The 14,740-nt window shown below is 58.5% G+C and carries 21 protein-coding genes, 1 tRNA gene and 1 pseudogene; 16 read left to right on the top strand and 7 right to left on the bottom strand.

Features of this window, described 5'->3' with window-relative positions; translation table 11 throughout:
• The first annotated feature begins 100 nt into the window (after positions 1 to 100).
• From ACODS1_RS22615 to ychF, 4 genes are all read left to right on the top strand, one after another.
• Positions 101 to 1,042, top strand: a complete 942-nt coding sequence (locus tag ACODS1_RS22615; protein ID WP_322980897.1) for a ribose-phosphate pyrophosphokinase — start codon at positions 101 to 103, stop codon at positions 1,040 to 1,042.
• A gap of 106 nt (positions 1,043 to 1,148) precedes the next feature.
• Positions 1,149 to 1,754 carry a 50S ribosomal protein L25/general stress protein Ctc gene (locus tag ACODS1_RS22610; RefSeq protein ID WP_322980898.1) on the top strand — a complete coding sequence of 202 codons (606 nt, stop codon included), beginning with the start codon at positions 1,149 to 1,151 and terminating at the stop codon, positions 1,752 to 1,754.
• A 60-nt stretch (positions 1,755 to 1,814) separates the two neighbouring features.
• On the top strand, positions 1,815 to 2,405 hold the full coding sequence (pth, locus tag ACODS1_RS22605) for an aminoacyl-tRNA hydrolase (protein WP_322980899.1): 591 nt from the start codon (positions 1,815 to 1,817) through the stop codon (positions 2,403 to 2,405).
• 24 nt (positions 2,406 to 2,429) lie between these two features.
• A complete protein-coding gene (gene ychF, locus ACODS1_RS22600) occupies positions 2,430 to 3,530 on the top strand; it encodes a redox-regulated ATPase YchF (protein ID WP_489087413.1) in 1,101 nt (366 codons plus the stop codon).
• A 256-nt stretch (positions 3,531 to 3,786) separates the two neighbouring features.
• Here the strand turns inward: ychF and ACODS1_RS22595 are convergent, their stop codons facing one another.
• From ACODS1_RS22595 to ACODS1_RS22585, 3 genes are all read right to left on the bottom strand, one after another.
• Positions 3,787 to 4,524 carry a hypothetical protein gene (locus ACODS1_RS22595; RefSeq protein ID WP_489087412.1) on the bottom strand — a complete coding sequence of 246 codons (738 nt, stop codon included), beginning with the start codon at positions 4,522 to 4,524 and terminating at the stop codon, positions 3,787 to 3,789.
• A 206-nt stretch (positions 4,525 to 4,730) separates the two neighbouring features.
• Positions 4,731 to 5,231, bottom strand: coding sequence for a hypothetical protein (locus ACODS1_RS22590; protein ID WP_489087411.1), 501 nt, complete (start codon positions 5,229 to 5,231; stop codon positions 4,731 to 4,733).
• 40 nt (positions 5,232 to 5,271) lie between these two features.
• Complete coding sequence (locus tag ACODS1_RS22585) at positions 5,272 to 5,556, bottom strand: DNA-binding protein (protein ID WP_489087410.1); 285 nt, start codon at positions 5,554 to 5,556, stop codon at positions 5,272 to 5,274.
• 233 nt (positions 5,557 to 5,789) lie between these two features.
• Here ACODS1_RS22585 and ACODS1_RS22580 point away from each other — a divergent pair, with 233 nt between their 5' ends.
• From ACODS1_RS22580 to ACODS1_RS22540, 9 genes and pseudogenes are all read left to right on the top strand, one after another.
• Complete coding sequence (locus ACODS1_RS22580) at positions 5,790 to 6,290, top strand: BRO-N domain-containing protein (protein WP_489087409.1); 501 nt, start codon at positions 5,790 to 5,792, stop codon at positions 6,288 to 6,290.
• A gap of 196 nt (positions 6,291 to 6,486) precedes the next feature.
• Positions 6,487 to 7,752: an S-type pyocin domain-containing protein gene (locus ACODS1_RS22575; protein WP_489087408.1), complete on the top strand. Its 1,266-nt coding sequence runs from the start codon at positions 6,487 to 6,489 to the stop codon at positions 7,750 to 7,752.
• A 4-nt stretch (positions 7,753 to 7,756) separates the two neighbouring features.
• A complete protein-coding gene (locus tag ACODS1_RS22570) occupies positions 7,757 to 8,011 on the top strand; it encodes a bacteriocin immunity protein (RefSeq protein WP_489087407.1) in 255 nt (84 codons plus the stop codon).
• A 36-nt stretch (positions 8,012 to 8,047) separates the two neighbouring features.
• On the top strand, positions 8,048 to 8,326 hold the full coding sequence (locus tag ACODS1_RS22565; RefSeq protein ID WP_489087406.1) for a bacteriocin immunity protein: 279 nt from the start codon (positions 8,048 to 8,050) through the stop codon (positions 8,324 to 8,326).
• Positions 8,319 to 8,576: a bacteriocin immunity protein gene (locus ACODS1_RS22560; RefSeq protein ID WP_489087405.1), complete on the top strand. Its 258-nt coding sequence runs from the start codon at positions 8,319 to 8,321 to the stop codon at positions 8,574 to 8,576. The genes ACODS1_RS22565 and ACODS1_RS22560 overlap by 8 nt, the downstream gene beginning before the upstream one ends.
• A 9-nt stretch (positions 8,577 to 8,585) precedes the next feature.
• Entirely contained in the window at positions 8,586 to 8,864 is a 279-nt protein-coding gene (locus ACODS1_RS22555) for a bacteriocin immunity protein (RefSeq protein ID WP_489087415.1), read from the top strand.
• Between the two features lie 29 nt (positions 8,865 to 8,893).
• Positions 8,894 to 9,199 (top strand): HigA family addiction module antitoxin, encoded by a 306-nt coding sequence (locus ACODS1_RS22550; protein WP_489087404.1) that lies wholly within the window; start codon positions 8,894 to 8,896, stop codon positions 9,197 to 9,199.
• A gap of 79 nt (positions 9,200 to 9,278) precedes the next feature.
• Positions 9,279 to 9,479 (top strand): annotated as a pseudogene (locus tag ACODS1_RS22545) (helix-turn-helix domain-containing protein); the annotation flags it as partial.
• An 88-nt stretch (positions 9,480 to 9,567) separates the two neighbouring features.
• The gene (locus ACODS1_RS22540) at positions 9,568 to 9,936 is read left to right on the top strand and encodes a hypothetical protein (protein ID WP_489087403.1); all 369 of its coding nucleotides are present in this window, start codon (positions 9,568 to 9,570) and stop codon (positions 9,934 to 9,936) included.
• A 78-nt stretch (positions 9,937 to 10,014) separates the two neighbouring features.
• Here the strand turns inward: ACODS1_RS22540 and ACODS1_RS22535 are convergent.
• Positions 10,015 to 10,091, bottom strand: a tRNA-Met gene (locus ACODS1_RS22535).
• Positions 10,092 to 10,312: 221 nt separating this feature from the next.
• Here ACODS1_RS22535 and ACODS1_RS22530 point away from each other — a divergent pair.
• The gene (locus ACODS1_RS22530) at positions 10,313 to 10,522 is read left to right on the top strand and encodes a hypothetical protein (RefSeq protein ID WP_489087416.1); all 210 of its coding nucleotides are present in this window, start codon (positions 10,313 to 10,315) and stop codon (positions 10,520 to 10,522) included.
• 5 nt (positions 10,523 to 10,527) lie between these two features.
• Here ACODS1_RS22530 and ACODS1_RS22525 read toward each other — a convergent pair whose 3' ends face one another.
• Entirely contained in the window at positions 10,528 to 10,881 is a 354-nt protein-coding gene (locus ACODS1_RS22525) for an excalibur calcium-binding domain-containing protein (RefSeq protein ID WP_489087402.1), read from the bottom strand.
• A 140-nt stretch (positions 10,882 to 11,021) separates the two neighbouring features.
• Here ACODS1_RS22525 and ACODS1_RS22520 point away from each other — a divergent pair, with 140 nt between their 5' ends.
• The gene (locus ACODS1_RS22520) at positions 11,022 to 11,186 is read left to right on the top strand and encodes a hypothetical protein (RefSeq protein ID WP_489087401.1); all 165 of its coding nucleotides are present in this window, start codon (positions 11,022 to 11,024) and stop codon (positions 11,184 to 11,186) included.
• Positions 11,187 to 11,212: 26 nt separating this feature from the next.
• Positions 11,213 to 11,659 carry a hypothetical protein gene (locus ACODS1_RS22515; RefSeq protein ID WP_489087400.1) on the top strand — a complete coding sequence of 149 codons (447 nt, stop codon included), beginning with the start codon at positions 11,213 to 11,215 and terminating at the stop codon, positions 11,657 to 11,659.
• A gap of 79 nt (positions 11,660 to 11,738) precedes the next feature.
• Here the strand turns inward: ACODS1_RS22515 and ACODS1_RS22510 are convergent, their stop codons facing one another.
• Positions 11,739 to 12,653, bottom strand: coding sequence for a DMT family transporter (locus tag ACODS1_RS22510; protein ID WP_489087399.1), 915 nt, complete (start codon positions 12,651 to 12,653; stop codon positions 11,739 to 11,741).
• Between the two features lie 167 nt (positions 12,654 to 12,820).
• Positions 12,821 to 14,737 carry a bifunctional metallophosphatase/5'-nucleotidase gene (locus tag ACODS1_RS22505; protein ID WP_489087398.1) on the bottom strand — a complete coding sequence of 639 codons (1,917 nt, stop codon included), beginning with the start codon at positions 14,735 to 14,737 and terminating at the stop codon, positions 12,821 to 12,823.
• Positions 14,738 to 14,740: the final 3 nt, after the last annotated feature.

Raw genomic sequence — 14,740 nt, 5'->3', positions numbered from 1 at the left:
GGCAGCAGGTTTTGATCCTGCCATGCGTTGGTTCGAATCCAGCCGCCCCTGCCATTTTCCATACCCATCCAGGTATACCCCCAGCCGGCAGGTACTGCGCGTGTCCAAGATGATGGTCTTCACGGGGAACGCAAACCCCGATCTGGCGCGACGGATCGTTCGTCAGCTGCACATTCCCCTCGGCGATGCTTCGGTCGGTAAGTTCTCCGACGGCGAAGTCATGATCGAAATCAACGAGAACGTCCGTGGTAAGGACGTCTTCCTGATTCAGCCGACCTGTGCACCCACCAACGACAACCTGATGGAACTGGTCGTGATGGCCGATGCCTTCCGTCGTTCCTCGGCCACCCGCATCACTGCGGTCATCCCCTACTTCGGTTACGCCCGCCAGGATCGCCGCCCGCGTTCCGCTCGCGTGGCGATCAGCGCCAAAGTGGTTGCCGACATGCTCACCGTGGTCGGTATCGACCGCGTGCTGACCGTCGACCTGCACGCTGACCAGATCCAGGGCTTCTTCGACATCCCGGTGGACAACATCTACGGTTCCCCGGTACTGGTCGACGACATCGAAGACCAGCGCTTCGAAAACCTGATGATCGTCTCCCCCGACATCGGCGGCGTAGTACGCGCCCGTGCCGTGGCCAAGAGCCTCGGCGTCGACCTGGCGATCATCGACAAGCGTCGCGAGAAGGCCAACCAGTCCGAAGTCATGCACATCATCGGTGACGTCGAAGGCCGTACCTGCATCCTCGTCGACGACATGGTCGATACCGCCGGCACCCTGTGCCACGCGGCCAAGGCTCTGAAGGATCGCGGCGCCGCCAAGGTATACGCCTACTGCACCCACCCGGTGCTGTCCGGCCGCGCCATCGAGAACATCGAGAATTCCTCGCTGGACGAGCTGGTGGTGACCAACACCATCCCGCTGTCCGCTGCGGCACAGTCCTGCTCGCGCATTCGCCAGCTCGACATCGCCCCGGTCGTCGCCGAAGCGGTTCGCCGCATCAGCAACGAAGAATCGATCAGCGCCATGTTCCGCTAAGGAACAGGCCAGATCACACTGCCCCGCCTCGTGCGGGGCTTTTTGCCCTACCGCCCCAAGGCTGGTCGCAAGCCCCAAGGCGGTTTGGTTATTTTGGAGAAGTGAAATGACTGTTGAATTTGCCCTGAATGCCGAAGTGCGTTCCGACCTGGGGAAAGGTGCGAGCCGCCGCCTGCGTCGTAACGTGTCCATGGTGCCTGCCGTGATCTACGGTGGCGAGAAAGCCCCGCAATCGATCAGCCTGCTGGCCAAAGACCTGGCCAAGCTGCTGGAAAACGAAGCAGCCTTCAGCCACGTGCTGAACCTGAACGTTGCCGGCACCAACGAAAGCGTCGTGATCAAGGCCCTGCAGCGCCACCCGGCCAAAGGCTACGTCCTGCACGCTGACTTCCAGCGCGTCGTTGCCGGCCAGAAGCTGACCGCCCACGTCCCCCTGCACTTCCTCAACGAAGCCTCCTCCGTTGGCGTGAAGCAGCAAGGTGGCGAGATCTCCCACACCATCAGCGAAGTCGAAGTTTCCTGCCTGCCGAAAGACCTGCCGGAATTCATCGAAGTCGACATGGCTGCCGTAGAAGTTGGCCAGACCATCCACATGTCCGACCTGAAGCTGCCGAAAGGCGTAGAGCTGGTTGCTCTGGCTCACGGTAACGACCTGGCTGTCTCCAACATCCACGCCAGCCGCGTTAAAGACGAAGAAGGCGCTGCCGAGTAATCGTCAGTAGCAGGCCCGGCATGCGATCACGCCGGGCCATGTTCTCGAAAGGGCTCCTGTATGACTGCCGTACAACTGATCGTTGGCCTGGGTAACCCCGGCCCCGAATACGACCAGACCCGGCACAATGCAGGGGCCCTTTTCGTTGAGCGCGTGGCGGCCAGCCAGCGCGTCAACCTCTCCGTAGATCGCAAATATTTCGGCCTGGTGGGCAAATTCAACCACCAGGGGCGCGAAGTTCGTCTGCTCATCCCCACCACCTACATGAACCGCAGCGGCCAATCCGTGGCGGCCTTGGCCAATTTCTTCAAGCTCAAGCCCGAAGAGATCCTGGTGGCCCACGACGAACTCGACATGCCACCCGGCGTCGCCAAGCTCAAACAGGGCGGCGGCCACGGCGGGCACAACGGCCTGCGCGACATCATCGCCCAGCTCGGCAACCAGAATAACTTCCATCGCCTGCGGCTCGGCATCGGCCACCCAGGGCACGCCAGCCTGGTCTCCGGCTTCGTGCTCGGGCGCGCCCCACGCAGCGAACAGGAACTGCTCGACAAGAGCATCGACTTCGCCTTGGACGTCCTGCCGGAAATACTCGCCGGCGACTGGACCGTGGCCATGCGCAAACTGCATAGCCAAAAGGCCACTCAGTAACCACCTTTCACCGAGGGTCATACCATGGGATTCAACTGCGGCATCGTCGGCCTGCCCAACGTCGGCAAGTCCACCCTGTTCAACGCCCTCACCAAATCCGGCATCGCCGCAGAAAACTTCCCCTTCTGCACCATCGAGCCGAACAGCGGCATCGTGCCCATGCCTGACGCCCGCCTGGACGCCCTGGCCGAGATCGTCAAACCCGAGCGCGTACTGCCCACCACCATGGAATTCGTCGACATCGCCGGCCTGGTAGCGGGCGCGTCGAAAGGTGAAGGCCTGGGCAACAAGTTCCTCGCCAACATCCGCGAAACCGACGCCATCGCCCACGTGGTGCGCTGCTTCGAAGACGACAACGTCATCCACGTCGCCAACAGCGTCGACCCCAAGCGCGACATCGAGATCATCGACCTCGAACTGATCATGGCCGACCTCGACAGCTGCGAGAAACAACTGCAGCGCGTCGCCCGCACCGCCAAGGGCGGCGACAAGGAAGCCGTGGCGCAGAAGAACCTGCTGGAAAAGCTCATCCCCCACCTCACCGAAGGCAAGCCGGCGCGCAGCCTGCTGAAGAACCTGGGTGACGACGAGAAGCGCCTGGCCAAGACCTTCCACCTGCTCACCACCAAGCCGGTGATGTACATCGCCAACGTCGCCGAAGACGGCTTCGAGAACAACCCGCACCTCGACGTGGTAAAAGCCATCGCCGAAGAAGAAGGCGCCATCGTCGTGCCGGTGTGCAACAAGATCGAAGCCGAGATCGCCGAACTGGACGATCTGGAAGAGATGCAGATGTTCCTCGAAACCATGGGCATGGAAGAGCCGGGCCTGAACCGCGTGATCCGCGCCGGTTACTCCCTGCTCAACCTGCAGACCTACTTCACCGCAGGCGTGAAGGAAGTACGCGCCTGGACCGTCCGCGTCGGCGCCACCGCCCCGCAGGCCGCCGCCGTGATCCACACCGACTTCGAGAAAGGCTTTATCCGTGCCGAAGTGGTCGCCTATGACGACTTCATCGCCAACAAGGGCGAAGCCGGCGCCAAGGAAGCCGGTAAATGGCGCCTGGAAGGCAAGGACTACATCGTCAAGGACGGCGACGTGATGCACTTCCGCTTTAACGTTTGATCGTTGTAGGTAGTGCATAAGCAAAACCCCACGAAAGCGGGGTTTTGTTGTTTTTGGGGTGGGGAATTGTTGGGTTTGACTGGCGCGAGCTGAGGATTATTAATCCGTTACGGAGCGCCCAACTGAGCCAGATAACCCCATAAAACACAGGTTTTAGCCCTTCCCCATGCTAGCTAGACCAGTCCTTGCCATAGAACATTGAGCAATGTAGTCACGCCTTCACGTAGAGTTTTATGGCTATATCAGCGAAGGCCGATTAAGACTCTGGGGAGTAAAATTCTTTAAGGGCAGCGCTTACCATAGCATGCGAATATAAAACACTAACCAACTCACCAAACTCTCTTTGATAAAACTTTGGCATGGGGGATTGGTCTTTTTCATCCACCCTACCAGCATTAACGATTCGCTCGTACTCCGCTATAAGCGCCGAAAGTCTCTCTAGATCACTTTCCACCCAAGAGATCACCCTCTTAGTTTTAGAGCCACTCTTACTCCAGAAATCCATCACCTTCGCAACATATCCCTGATTGCGCCCTGACGCACAAAAACTTACAAAGTAGTGCAATGAATACTCTTGATCCAGTTTATTTTCATTAAAATTATTATTTATCCTGGCAACCAACTTATCTATAAGCAACAGATATTCTTTTAACGTTGCCTCTCGCTCAAAGTGGCTAGCCTGCCTTGTAGCCGCCTCTGCTGACCGACTTAGCTCATCTCTAGTCAACGCAAGCTCATCCCTAGTCAGCACAAGTTCGTCTTGCGATGCTTTTAATTGATCACTTTGAACTCTACTATTCGCCACTAATATCACTATTGTCACAAAGCTAAGTATGGGATTCAAAATCCCACCAAAATAATCCCCCAATTGCCCCCATTGTTCTGGATTAGTTGAAAAACCATGATCAGAAAAATTACCCACATATACGCTTACAACAGCAAAAACAGCAAAACCCAAAATCACAAGGAGCTTATTCTTAAAAATATTCATCATCTGTGTTTCACCACTCTCTCACTCTTAGGCCATCCATGCACTCTTTCACGTCATCATCGATGATGGTTCCAAGCTTGATGCATTTATTCATAGTGCTGCGGATCCGCTACGAATTTTCCTGTTGAACCACACCCCTCACAAAATAATGCTTCCAGCACGTCCCTACGCAGAGTTAACCAACCTCTCTCAGAAAAGGCGAAATGTAGTCACTTCAGTATTTTGACATCAGATGAATCATTCGACGGAGCAAGGCCTGGAGGAGGTGGTGGTGTTTCTGTAATTTTCTTAAAATTCTCGATGACTTCCTTTATTCGTTCTTCTTCTAATCCACCCCAGCGAGAGTTTTTCTCAAAGTAGACTTTAAAATCTCGTTCAGGCAACCCAAACTTATTTAGTGACTTTATTTGCTCGTCAGACAAGCTTACAGGGGAGCTTTGATTCAGCAGCCTAATGGCCCACTCCTTCATTTCAGGAGATGTTTCCGGTTCGCTTTCAGCTTTGGGTGCAAGTAAAGATATTGCCAGCGTTACGTAGTCTCTTCTAATTTGTTGGTCTTGAATGCTGCTTTGCACCCAGTAGCCAACAAGCGCTAAGACTATAGGAATAGCAAGCATTGATACTATTTGGCTTATCAGGAGAGTTTTTTTCAAAAGCTCCTCTGAGAGGATTTCTTTATTCATAGTTTTACTTGATTCTCCTGCAGGCATACCAACGCCTTGAAAAAGGGGACTGAAAAAGCGGGCAGATTTATTTTCTGTCCGACCCTGCGTTTGAGCCGCTCTGGTTTCGGTTGGCTTCGTCGTAATCGGGGCTGGTCTGGCCATGTTCCGGCATTGCTTCGCCAGTCAACAACCACCACCTATAGCTAGGAAATACTCGCCCGAGAATCTCGATCTCGTTCGCCCCGATGCGGGCCTTGCCTCTCTTTATGTTCTGCCAGCGTACGTAGGCAGTGCTTCCCGCTTCAGCCAAGGCCTTGATGCTGGCAATCTCCAGCAATCTAAGACCTCTATCGGTAATCCCTTCGCTCATTAGAAAAAACCATAAATGTTCTATGTACATTTAGCGAGCGGCATGTATTATTCGAATATGTACCTAGTACATCCAAGTCGCGTCGCTGTTGGTGGCCCGATTATAGGAGTAATCGCATGGAACATGCCTGTTCCGGTATGCACCCTGCTTGTAGCGGGTTTTCGCAAGCGAGACGCGGTAGAAATGCATGCTGGCTCAGCATCGCGCGCTTGCCTGAATCCACGGAGGCCTTTATGGAAGAAAGCTATGTCCCTTTGCTGCTGATGCGCCACAACCGCCCACTGCGCGGTGTGATGATCGACCGCCAGCCCTGGGTCTGCGCCAAGGAGTTCGGCCTGTTGATGGGGCACCGCCACCCGGAGCGAATCTGCCGGCTGATGGATGACGACCAGGTGCGTACGGTGATCTTCCATACTCACCAGGGCGATGCGGAGCCTGTACAGGTGCTCAGCGAGTCCGCGCTTTATCGCGCCCTGTGCCGTTTCAGTCACCCCGAGAATCGCCACCTGCGCCGCTGGCTCACTCACGAAGCCCTGCCCGCCCTGCGCGATGCCTGGGAGCATCGCGCGCAGGAACCAAAACGCACGCTGATGGCCTGGGATCGCCAGCGCATCAGCCTGCTGGAATGGCAAGGCGATCTATGGATCGCCCTGCGCGATATGCCCCGCTTCGCCCCACCGCCCACACCCGGCGAACGCTCGCTGCGCGCTCTGCTCCAGCGCTGGTGGCGCTGATAGTCAGCCTGCAAGCGATGACCTCGTCGCCAGGCCGCCAGAGCAGACTGGCTTGGCGCTGCTGCCCGACATTGGCTCAGCCATAAATGCCCACTGGGTCAAGTTTCAGGGTATTGAGCAGCGATGCACGGGACATCGCATGCAAGCACAACGGTAGGATTGCCCAGCAAAGTCATATCCATTCGAAGGATCGAAGATGAGCGGTTATGTACCCAACAACAGGCATGTGCGGCCTGCCTCGGAGCCAGAACCCTATAACGGCGATTTCGACCGCCAGCCTCCACGCCTTCTGGTAGTGGAACAACCGCCCGAACCTCAACGCACGGAGCCCAGGTCAGCAGGTTGCGTCTTCGCCAAATCCTGCAACCTGCCCGATGGCGTTATCGATCATCAGCAACCTGGCAACTTCATCCCGCTGGAGTCATTGAAGAGCTACGGTGAATGGGCAGTGCTCGCCACCGGGAGTGCGCTTGCAGCAACGGCTACGCCGCTGCAACTGGTCGGCGGTTCCACATCGGGAACAGCGCTGGCAGCACGATTGGGCGGCAGCATTTCCCTGGGGCTGAGCGGTGGCATGGCCACAGCCGGCGTTGTCGCCGGTACGGCGCTGGGCAGCGTGCCCATGCTGCTGCCCAATAACAGCCTTGCCCCAGATAGCGCTTTTTATACTCGCGAGCAGTACGCGGCGCTCGATTTGGGGCGAACCCGTGCAAGGCTGCATATCAAGCATCTGCCCGATGGTTCGGTCGACCTTTATGGTTTCTACACCGGGGGTAAACCCGACTGGGAGAACGTACCGGTTATCGCGGCCGTACCCCGAGGCGATCAGTTCGTCGCCGATATTGGCCAGGGCATCGAGCTTATCTGGACGCCTGCCGCCAACCCGAACGATGTACTGGGCATCCCGGCGCTGGAGGGCGCACCTCAACTGCCGAGCGTATGGATCTACCCGCCAACCGAGAAGTCAGACCAGATCCTGGTCAACCCCGTGCATCCACCGGAGTACCAGGATGCGATCATCTGGTTCCCCAGCACCGATATTCAGCCGATCTACATCGCGCTGAGCCTACGCAACGAGCCTGGCGTCGTGACTGGACAAGGGCAGGATGTAACTGGCATCTGGCTGGAGAATGCAGGCCGGGAACTCGGGGCACCTATCCCGTCACAGATTGCCGATCAGTTGCGGGGGAAGAGGTTCAGCAGCTTCGATGACTTCAGAGAGGCTTTCTGGACAGCGGTTGGAAGAGATCCAGAGCTAAGTGGACAATTTAACGCGAGAAACGCGAAGGATATGGCAAAGGGATTTTCTCCAGTAACACCTTCCACTGGCCATGCTGGAAAAAGGCGCGTCTATGAAATCCATCACATCAAGCCAATATCTGAGGGTGGCGCCGTCTACGACGTAGACAACTTAGGCGTTGTAACTCCCAACCACCATATCAAACTTCATCAGAAGGGCTAGCCAAATGAATTTAAAAAATAGTTTCGCCGAATACACTGAAGACGAATTCCTGGAACTAATTAAAGCAATTGAGAATGCCAAAACAGAAAGTGAGCGCGATCACTTACTTGAACACTTTATTACTGTCACGGAACACCCAGCAGGATCTGACCTACTTTATTACCCTGAGCCTGATGCAGATGACAGCCCCGAAGGCATACTCCAAACTGTTAAAGAGTGGCGTGCGGCTCATAATTTACCTGGCATAAATTCCATATAAAGCTCTTACACTCATGACAGACTTAAGGGAAAAGTCATGAAAAAACAACTAAGTGATTACAGCGAGCGTGAGTTCATCGCGTTCATGGAAGATATTTTCAGGGAGAATGAAGCGGAAACGGATGATCGACTTGATGTTCTACTGAATCAATTCCGAGAGATTACGGGGCATCCAGATGGAACGGATTTGATTTACTATTGCGAGCCTGATGCCGAATGCACCCCAGAGCGCATCACACAAAAGGTAAAGTCTTGGCGTGCTGCTAATGGCCTCCCTGGTTTCAAGTCCACATCGCTGTTTCGTAAGCATGGATAAGAGAGATTTTTCCGATTTTACAGAGGTGGAATTTCTGTCTCTTCTAGTGGATATTTGCGAAACAAATGCAGCCACAGAAGAGGAGCACTCTGCGCTAGTTCAATGTTTTGAAACCGTATCCGAGCATCCTGCGGGCTCAGACCTGATCTATTATCCTGAGCCTGGCGCAGATGATAGCCCTGAAGGCATTCTCCAAACCGTCAAAGCCTGGCGTACTGCAAATGGTTTATCTGGTTTCAAAAGGAATTAAACGCCCCCCATTACAGGCTCAAGGAAAGTTCCCATTAAAACTCAACTACAAGACTACAGTGAGAGCGAGTTCCTGAAGCTTTTGCGCAAGGTATTCGATGCAGACTTTCCCACCTCGGACGAGTACGACGATGCAGTGCATGAGGTCGTTAGATTAGCTGAGCACCCGAAAGGCACCGACATCATTTTCTATCCAGAATCTGGCGTTGATGACAGCCCTGAAGGTGCACTTGAATTTATCAAAGCATGGCGTACTGCGAATGGCCTACCGGGTTTCAGATCCATATAGCCCGCGACGACTGTCTAGGAGGTGCCACTATGGCTAGCACAAGCATGCGCCCCGTTCACCCTGGCGAAGTGCTACGCGAAGAGTTCCTTGAACCGCTGGGCATGACCCCAGCCGCACTGGCTCGCGCGCTGCATGTATCGGCGCCGACCATCAACGACATCGTGCGGGAGCGTCGTGGCATTACCGCCGATACGGCGATTCGGCTTGGCCGCTACTTCGATACGTCAGCTCAATTCTGGATGAACTTGCAGACTGAGTATGCCTTGACGACCACTTACGCCGAGTCTGGCGCACCCATCGAGCAGGCAATCGAGCCACTACAGATTGCGAGCTGACCAATCCGGCAAATGCAGGTGTTGACCCGCTTCGCTGGCCCACCACCTAGTACGATCAGCTTGACGCGGAGACTGTCTGATGAACATCAAGCCCATTCGCACCGAGCAAGATTACACAGCATCGATGGCGCGCATTGACGAGCTATGGGGCGCAGAGATCGGTACGCCTGAAGGTGATGAACTCGAAGTGCTGGCTCTGCTTGTGAGCAAATACGAAGACGAGCACGCTCCGATGCCGCCGTCCGCCCCTATCGAAGCCATCAAGTTTCGTATGGATCAGCGATGAGCCCGCAACACCTCTGAGCGCCATCGACAGCCTCAATGCAAGCGTTTAACCTGCGGGCCTTTCGCCATCAAGGATGAACCACGTGAAAACATTGCTACTGCTGATAGCCATCGCCGCCGGTGGCTATTACGTCTACAACGAACACTTCTCCGTAGCCGCCGTCACTGTCGATAGCTACCAGGCCTTGCTGAAGAAGGCAGAAGCCACAAGCGTAAGCCTCGACGAGGTGAAGCTCGGCGCCAACAACCTTGCGACATTCATCTGCAACGACCCCAGCTACCAGGTAACCGGCGGCTCAACGCCTGCCAATTGCATGGCGCGCTACGAGAACTATCGGGAAATGTGCGAGAGCCGCATCTTTGGCGAGTCACCCCAAAGCTTTGCCAGCAAGGCCGAGGTTATCGCCCTCGCCAAGCGTTACACCTCATGTGTGGGAGCGACCGGCAGCTAAGCGAAAAAGGCGCCGCTCTGGCGCCTTTTCTCTGGGCAAATAAAAAGGGGTTAGCTTGCGCTAACCCCTTGGAATTTATGGTGGCTACACCGGGACTTGAACCTGGGACATCAGCATTATGAATGCTGCGCTCTAACCAACTGAGCTATGTAGCCAACGGCGCGCATTGTCCGCGTCTCGCCTACCGCTGTCAACCCCAGATCATCGATAAATTTACGTTTTATCAAGCGGTTAGGTCGTCGCACGCGGATGAGGGGCATCAGGCCCGTGCCAGACGATTTTCATGCAGGTGTGCGGCTTGTGTAGCGCTCTGGCGATACCAGAAAATAGCGCCCCCGCCCTACCCCGCTCAGGCCCCAAGGCCCTGGAGACCACCGTGAGAGACAGAGACGACTTCGATGACCTGCGCGCGGAGCGCGATATGCCGATGCGCCAGCGTTACGAGGCGAACCGCTTCGCCGGGCTGTGGAAGCAGATCGCGCTGGGTATCGTGGTCGGTTATAGCGTGCTGGGGATCGTCAGTGCGATCGCCTGGTTGGTCATTGCCCGTATCGCGTTCAGCGGCCTGGCCATCACGCTGCCCTGAGCCACTCACCTGCACCATTGCCGCTCACAAGGCACGCCATCGTTGTTGCCATCCATTGCCGTGCCTGGGCAGTTACGCAGGAAGAAGGTGGCTTCGGCACAGGAGGTCATCTGCGAGCAGTGGGTGCGGCCGTCGCAGCGATAGCGATTGCCGGCGGTTTGTGCTGCTGGTTGGCCGAGCGAAGACGAAGCGCTGCGGCCTTCACGCGAGAATGTGGATGACGTGGGCTGGGTAATGACGGGTTCGCTCATTTGCGAGCCATCACTGGCGATATTGCTGATCAGTGGATTCCCCGGCTTGCTCAGGTAGAACTGCCAAAAGGCACCGCCGAGCAGCAGGATGATCAGCCACTTTTTCATAAGACATTCCCTTGCACGTCAAAGATGCCCGGCAGTATCGACTGGACGCCAAGCAAAGACCAGAGTTGCGCACTGGCGCACTTGCCATCCCCTGCCCGCCTCTTCATTCTGCCTGCCTGTTTTCGCGCAAGAGCCTTGTCATGACGCCCATTCAGAATATCGGCCTGGCCCTGTTCGTGTTGCTGTCCGTCGGTGTGGCGATCGGTCACAAGACCGAGTGCGCCGACGGTCATGTGGTGGAAACCTACCTGGCCAAGGGGCTGGCCTCGCAATTGCTTGGCCTTGATCTCTGCCAGCAGCCCTGACCATTCCCTTCATTAAGGACGATGCAATGAAGAAGCTCGCTCTGCTTACCAGCGTCACCCTGCTCTCGGCCTGCGCCGGGATGGGCACTCAGCCACCGGTACCGGTGACCGCCGAGGCCGTGCAGGCCTTCCGCGATATCTGCCTGAGAACCGCACCGAGCTTCGCCGAGGCGCACAGCATGGCGCGTCAGCATGGCATCGAGGACCTGACCGATATGGGCTTCGCCACCGTCGGCTTCAATGCCGACAAGAGCCTGGGGCTGCAGGTGAAGGCCAGCCATGAGTGCGTGATCACCACCGACAGCCAGCAGGACGACAGCCTGACCCGGCAACTGCTCAGCGCTGCGGCGGAAAGCGCCGGCACCGAAGTGCCGCGCAGCGTGCCGGCGAAGCTGATGATCGCCGGCCATCCGTTCATCATCATGCATGACCGCAAGGGCGGCGAAGCCTTCGTGATGCTCCGGCCGGAGTGAGAGCCGTAGGGTGGATGACGCTTTTTTCATCCACCGCATGAACAAGGTGGATCGATGAAGCGTGATCCACCCTACGGGGTTAGACGCTCTTGCGCGGGCGGGTCGCCAACAGCAGGCCGCCGAAGATCAGCGCCGCGCCGATCCAGTGATAGACCTGCAGGCTTTCGCCTAGCAGCACCCAGCCCAGCAGCGCGGTGAAGACCGGCATGACGTAGTTGGTCAGCGCCGCACGCGCGGCCCCTACCACCTTGATGCCATGGTTCCACGCCAGGTACGCCAGCAGCGAAGCGAACACGGCGGTGTAGGCGATGGCCGAGAGGTTGGCTGCGTTCAGCGCCAGGTGCGCGCCCTGGCTCAGTTCAAAAAGGTAGAACGGCAGGATCAGCGGCACGCCGATCAGGATGAACACGCCCAGCAGCGCCAGCGGCGGAATCGGCTGCAAATAGGCCGACCAGCGCCGCAGTAACAGCGAGTAGAGCGCCCAGTCCACCACCGCCAGCAGCATGATCATGTCGCCGTGGTTGAACGACAGGCTGGCCAGGCGGCTCCATTGGCCCTGGCTGATCAGCACCGCCAGGCCCAGCACGGCCACGGCCATGCCCCACCAGGCGCGCCGCGCCGGCCACTCGTTGAGCAGCAGCCCCGCGCCGATGAAAGTCACCAGCGGCAGGCAGGTGTTGACCAGCGAGATATTGATCGCCGCCGTGGTCTGCGCCGCGCTATAGAGCAGCGAGTTGTAACCGGCGATGCCCAGGCCGCCGAGCACCAGCAGGCGCCAGCCGGCATGGGCCAGCGCAGCGCGATGACGCCACAGCGGCAGGACGACGAAGGGCAGCAGCAGGCTCAGGGCCAGGCACCAGCGCCAGAACGACAGGGTGAAGGGGCCGATCTCGCCAGCGAAGGCGCGCGCCACCAGGGCATTGCCGGACCAGCACAGGTTGGCCAGCAGCAGGCCACCGAAGGCCAGCGGGCGGGAGTGGTTGAGCGTACTCATGCGGTACGCCCCGAAAGGCTGGCGTGGTCATGGGCCGGCTGCGTGCGGCCGATGCACGGGCAGTGCAGGGCAATCATTGCTTAGCTTCCGAATCAGGCGGTTTTGCACCATACGGAGGCAATCTGTGCTTGGCAAGGTTGCACCGGTACGTGCCGACTCTCATCCCCTCATTGGCGACGACGCAGCAGGTAACGCCCCAGCAAGCCCAGCACCAGCAACAGACCAACCAGCACCACAGCGCTGAAGCCCCACTGCAACGGCCCCGCCAGGCGCAACAGCTCGACAGGTTGCAGGCTTGGCACCCGCAACATGCGCGCCTCGGCGGCCACGCCAGTAGTGGGGATGTCGGCCAGGCCATCGCCGTCCACATCCGGCAGGCGGCGGATATGGTCGAGCAGCGCCTGCCATTCCTTGAGTTCCTGCACGCCGTCGCGCGCCGGATCCTGGTCGACGATGGCGTCTTCGATGCGCGCCAGCGGCCGCCCCTCGGCGTCCTTGGGCACCAGGTCGAGCAGGCCCTTGGTCAGTTCCGGCACCAACCAGGTGAAGCTGCCGACGTAACGGGTGGCGGCAATGCTGTAAAGGCGCGTGTCGTCCAGCGCCAGCTCACGGTAGCCGCGCTCGGCATCGCCGATCTCGATGCGGCTGACGCGGTCGAACGGCACGCGCCAGGGGTTGTAGCTGAAGCGCAACCCCGAAACGCGCGGGTAGTAGCTGTCGCTGCGCAGGTGATAGGCGAGCAGCAGCACTTCCAGCAGGTTCTTGATTTCACGTGCGCTGAGGTAGGCCTTGATCATCGGGTAGCCGGGCTCGTCATCGAACTGGCCAATGCCCAGCGGGGCGATACGAAACAGGTCGGAAACGCTCTGCACGCCGTAGCGCCCCTTGATCAGGTCGTCACGCAGGGTGCCATTGCCGGTGAAGGCCAGGTCGGCACCGACCGAGCTGCGCAGAGCATCGGTGACCAGGTTGGCCAGGGCCTGCTCGCTGAAATCGCGGCCCAGGCGCTGGTCGACCTTGGCTAGCGGCTGATCGAAGCGATAGCCACGCGGCGCCAGCACGCGCGCCTCGACCTGCGCCTTGAAGCCCTCGACCTGCGCGGTGATGTCGGGGTCGCCAGGCGTACGGTCATCCACCGGTAGCAGACGATAGTCGCGCATGCGCACCTTGCCGTCCTCGCCGATGCTCATGCGCAGTTCGCCGAGGTACTGGATCTCCGAACCGGCCTGCACCACGGGCCGGGTGCCATCGACCAGGATGGGCTGCGGCAGCGCGGTATGAGAATGACCACCGATCACCACGTCGATGCCCGGTACCTGTTCGAGCAGCTCGACATCTTCGCCGCGCCAACTGTTGTCGTCCTGCTGGCTGATGCCCATGTGCGACAGCAGGATGACCACCTCGGCGCCCTCCTCGCGCAGCTTGGCCACCGTGGCCCGTGCCGTTTCCAGCGGATCGGCGAAGGTCAGCGGTGCCGTCATCGGGCTGACTGCCACGGCATCGTTACCGAGCAGGCCGAACACACCGAAGCGGATGCCGCCACGCTCGATCAATCGATACGGCAGGATGCGCCCGGCCTCGGCCTGCGCCTGCAGGCTGTCGTCGCCACTGTCCTCGGCCGAGAAGCGCATGTTGCTGGCCAGCAGCGGCACTAGTGCATCGCCCTTGGCCTGGTGCGCCGCGCTGATCATCGCGGCGAGCCCGGCCGGGCGAAAGTCGAATTCGTGGTTACCCAGGGTGACGGCGTCATAGCCCAGCTCGCTGAGCAGTTGCAGCTCGCTGCCGGTTTCCCGCGCGAGGGTGTGAAACAGCGTGCCCATGGTGAAGTCGCCGGCATCGAGCAACAGCAGCGGTTCGTTGCCAGCAGCGGCACGACGCTGGGCGAGCAGCGTGGCCAGGCGCGCCACGCCGCCGACCGTATCGTCGTCACCCGTGGTCGCCGGGGTGTACTCGTTGTTGGGGCCGAAGCCGAGCAGGCGCGACTGCCAGTCGTTGGTGTGGAGCAAGGTGAAGCTGCGCTCGGCAGCCGTGACCGCGCTGCAGGCCAGCAGGCCGCCGAGCAGCAGAAGAGGAAGAAGGCGCATGGA

It is taken from the genome of Pseudomonas sp. FG29, assembly GCF_057809355.1.
Note: the sequence above shows the minus strand (reverse complement) of the source record. Positions and strands in the feature narration are given on the sequence as shown.

Coding starts and splice junctions, on each gene's coding strand:
- ACODS1_RS22610 (WP_322980898.1), top strand. CDS start 1,149: ATGACTGTTGAATTTGCCCTGAATGCCGAAGTGCGTTCCGACCTGGGG.
- pth (WP_322980899.1), top strand. CDS start 1,815: ATGACTGCCGTACAACTGATCGTTGGCCTGGGTAACCCCGGCCCCGAA.
- ychF (WP_489087413.1), top strand. CDS start 2,430: ATGGGATTCAACTGCGGCATCGTCGGCCTGCCCAACGTCGGCAAGTCC.
- ACODS1_RS22595 (WP_489087412.1), bottom strand. CDS start 4,524: ATGATGAATATTTTTAAGAATAAGCTCCTTGTGATTTTGGGTTTTGCT.
- ACODS1_RS22590 (WP_489087411.1), bottom strand. CDS start 5,231: ATGCCTGCAGGAGAATCAAGTAAAACTATGAATAAAGAAATCCTCTCA.
- ACODS1_RS22585 (WP_489087410.1), bottom strand. CDS start 5,556: ATGAGCGAAGGGATTACCGATAGAGGTCTTAGATTGCTGGAGATTGCC.
- ACODS1_RS22580 (WP_489087409.1), top strand. CDS start 5,790: ATGGAAGAAAGCTATGTCCCTTTGCTGCTGATGCGCCACAACCGCCCA.
- ACODS1_RS22575 (WP_489087408.1), top strand. CDS start 6,487: ATGAGCGGTTATGTACCCAACAACAGGCATGTGCGGCCTGCCTCGGAG.
- ACODS1_RS22570 (WP_489087407.1), top strand. CDS start 7,757: ATGAATTTAAAAAATAGTTTCGCCGAATACACTGAAGACGAATTCCTG.
- ACODS1_RS22565 (WP_489087406.1), top strand. CDS start 8,048: ATGAAAAAACAACTAAGTGATTACAGCGAGCGTGAGTTCATCGCGTTC.
- ACODS1_RS22560 (WP_489087405.1), top strand. CDS start 8,319: ATGGATAAGAGAGATTTTTCCGATTTTACAGAGGTGGAATTTCTGTCT.
- ACODS1_RS22550 (WP_489087404.1), top strand. CDS start 8,894: ATGGCTAGCACAAGCATGCGCCCCGTTCACCCTGGCGAAGTGCTACGC.
- ACODS1_RS22525 (WP_489087402.1), bottom strand. CDS start 10,881: ATGAAAAAGTGGCTGATCATCCTGCTGCTCGGCGGTGCCTTTTGGCAG.
- ACODS1_RS22520 (WP_489087401.1), top strand. CDS start 11,022: ATGACGCCCATTCAGAATATCGGCCTGGCCCTGTTCGTGTTGCTGTCC.
- ACODS1_RS22515 (WP_489087400.1), top strand. CDS start 11,213: ATGAAGAAGCTCGCTCTGCTTACCAGCGTCACCCTGCTCTCGGCCTGC.
- ACODS1_RS22510 (WP_489087399.1), bottom strand. CDS start 12,653: ATGAGTACGCTCAACCACTCCCGCCCGCTGGCCTTCGGTGGCCTGCTG.
- ACODS1_RS22505 (WP_489087398.1), bottom strand. CDS start 14,737: ATGCGCCTTCTTCCTCTTCTGCTGCTCGGCGGCCTGCTGGCCTGCAGC.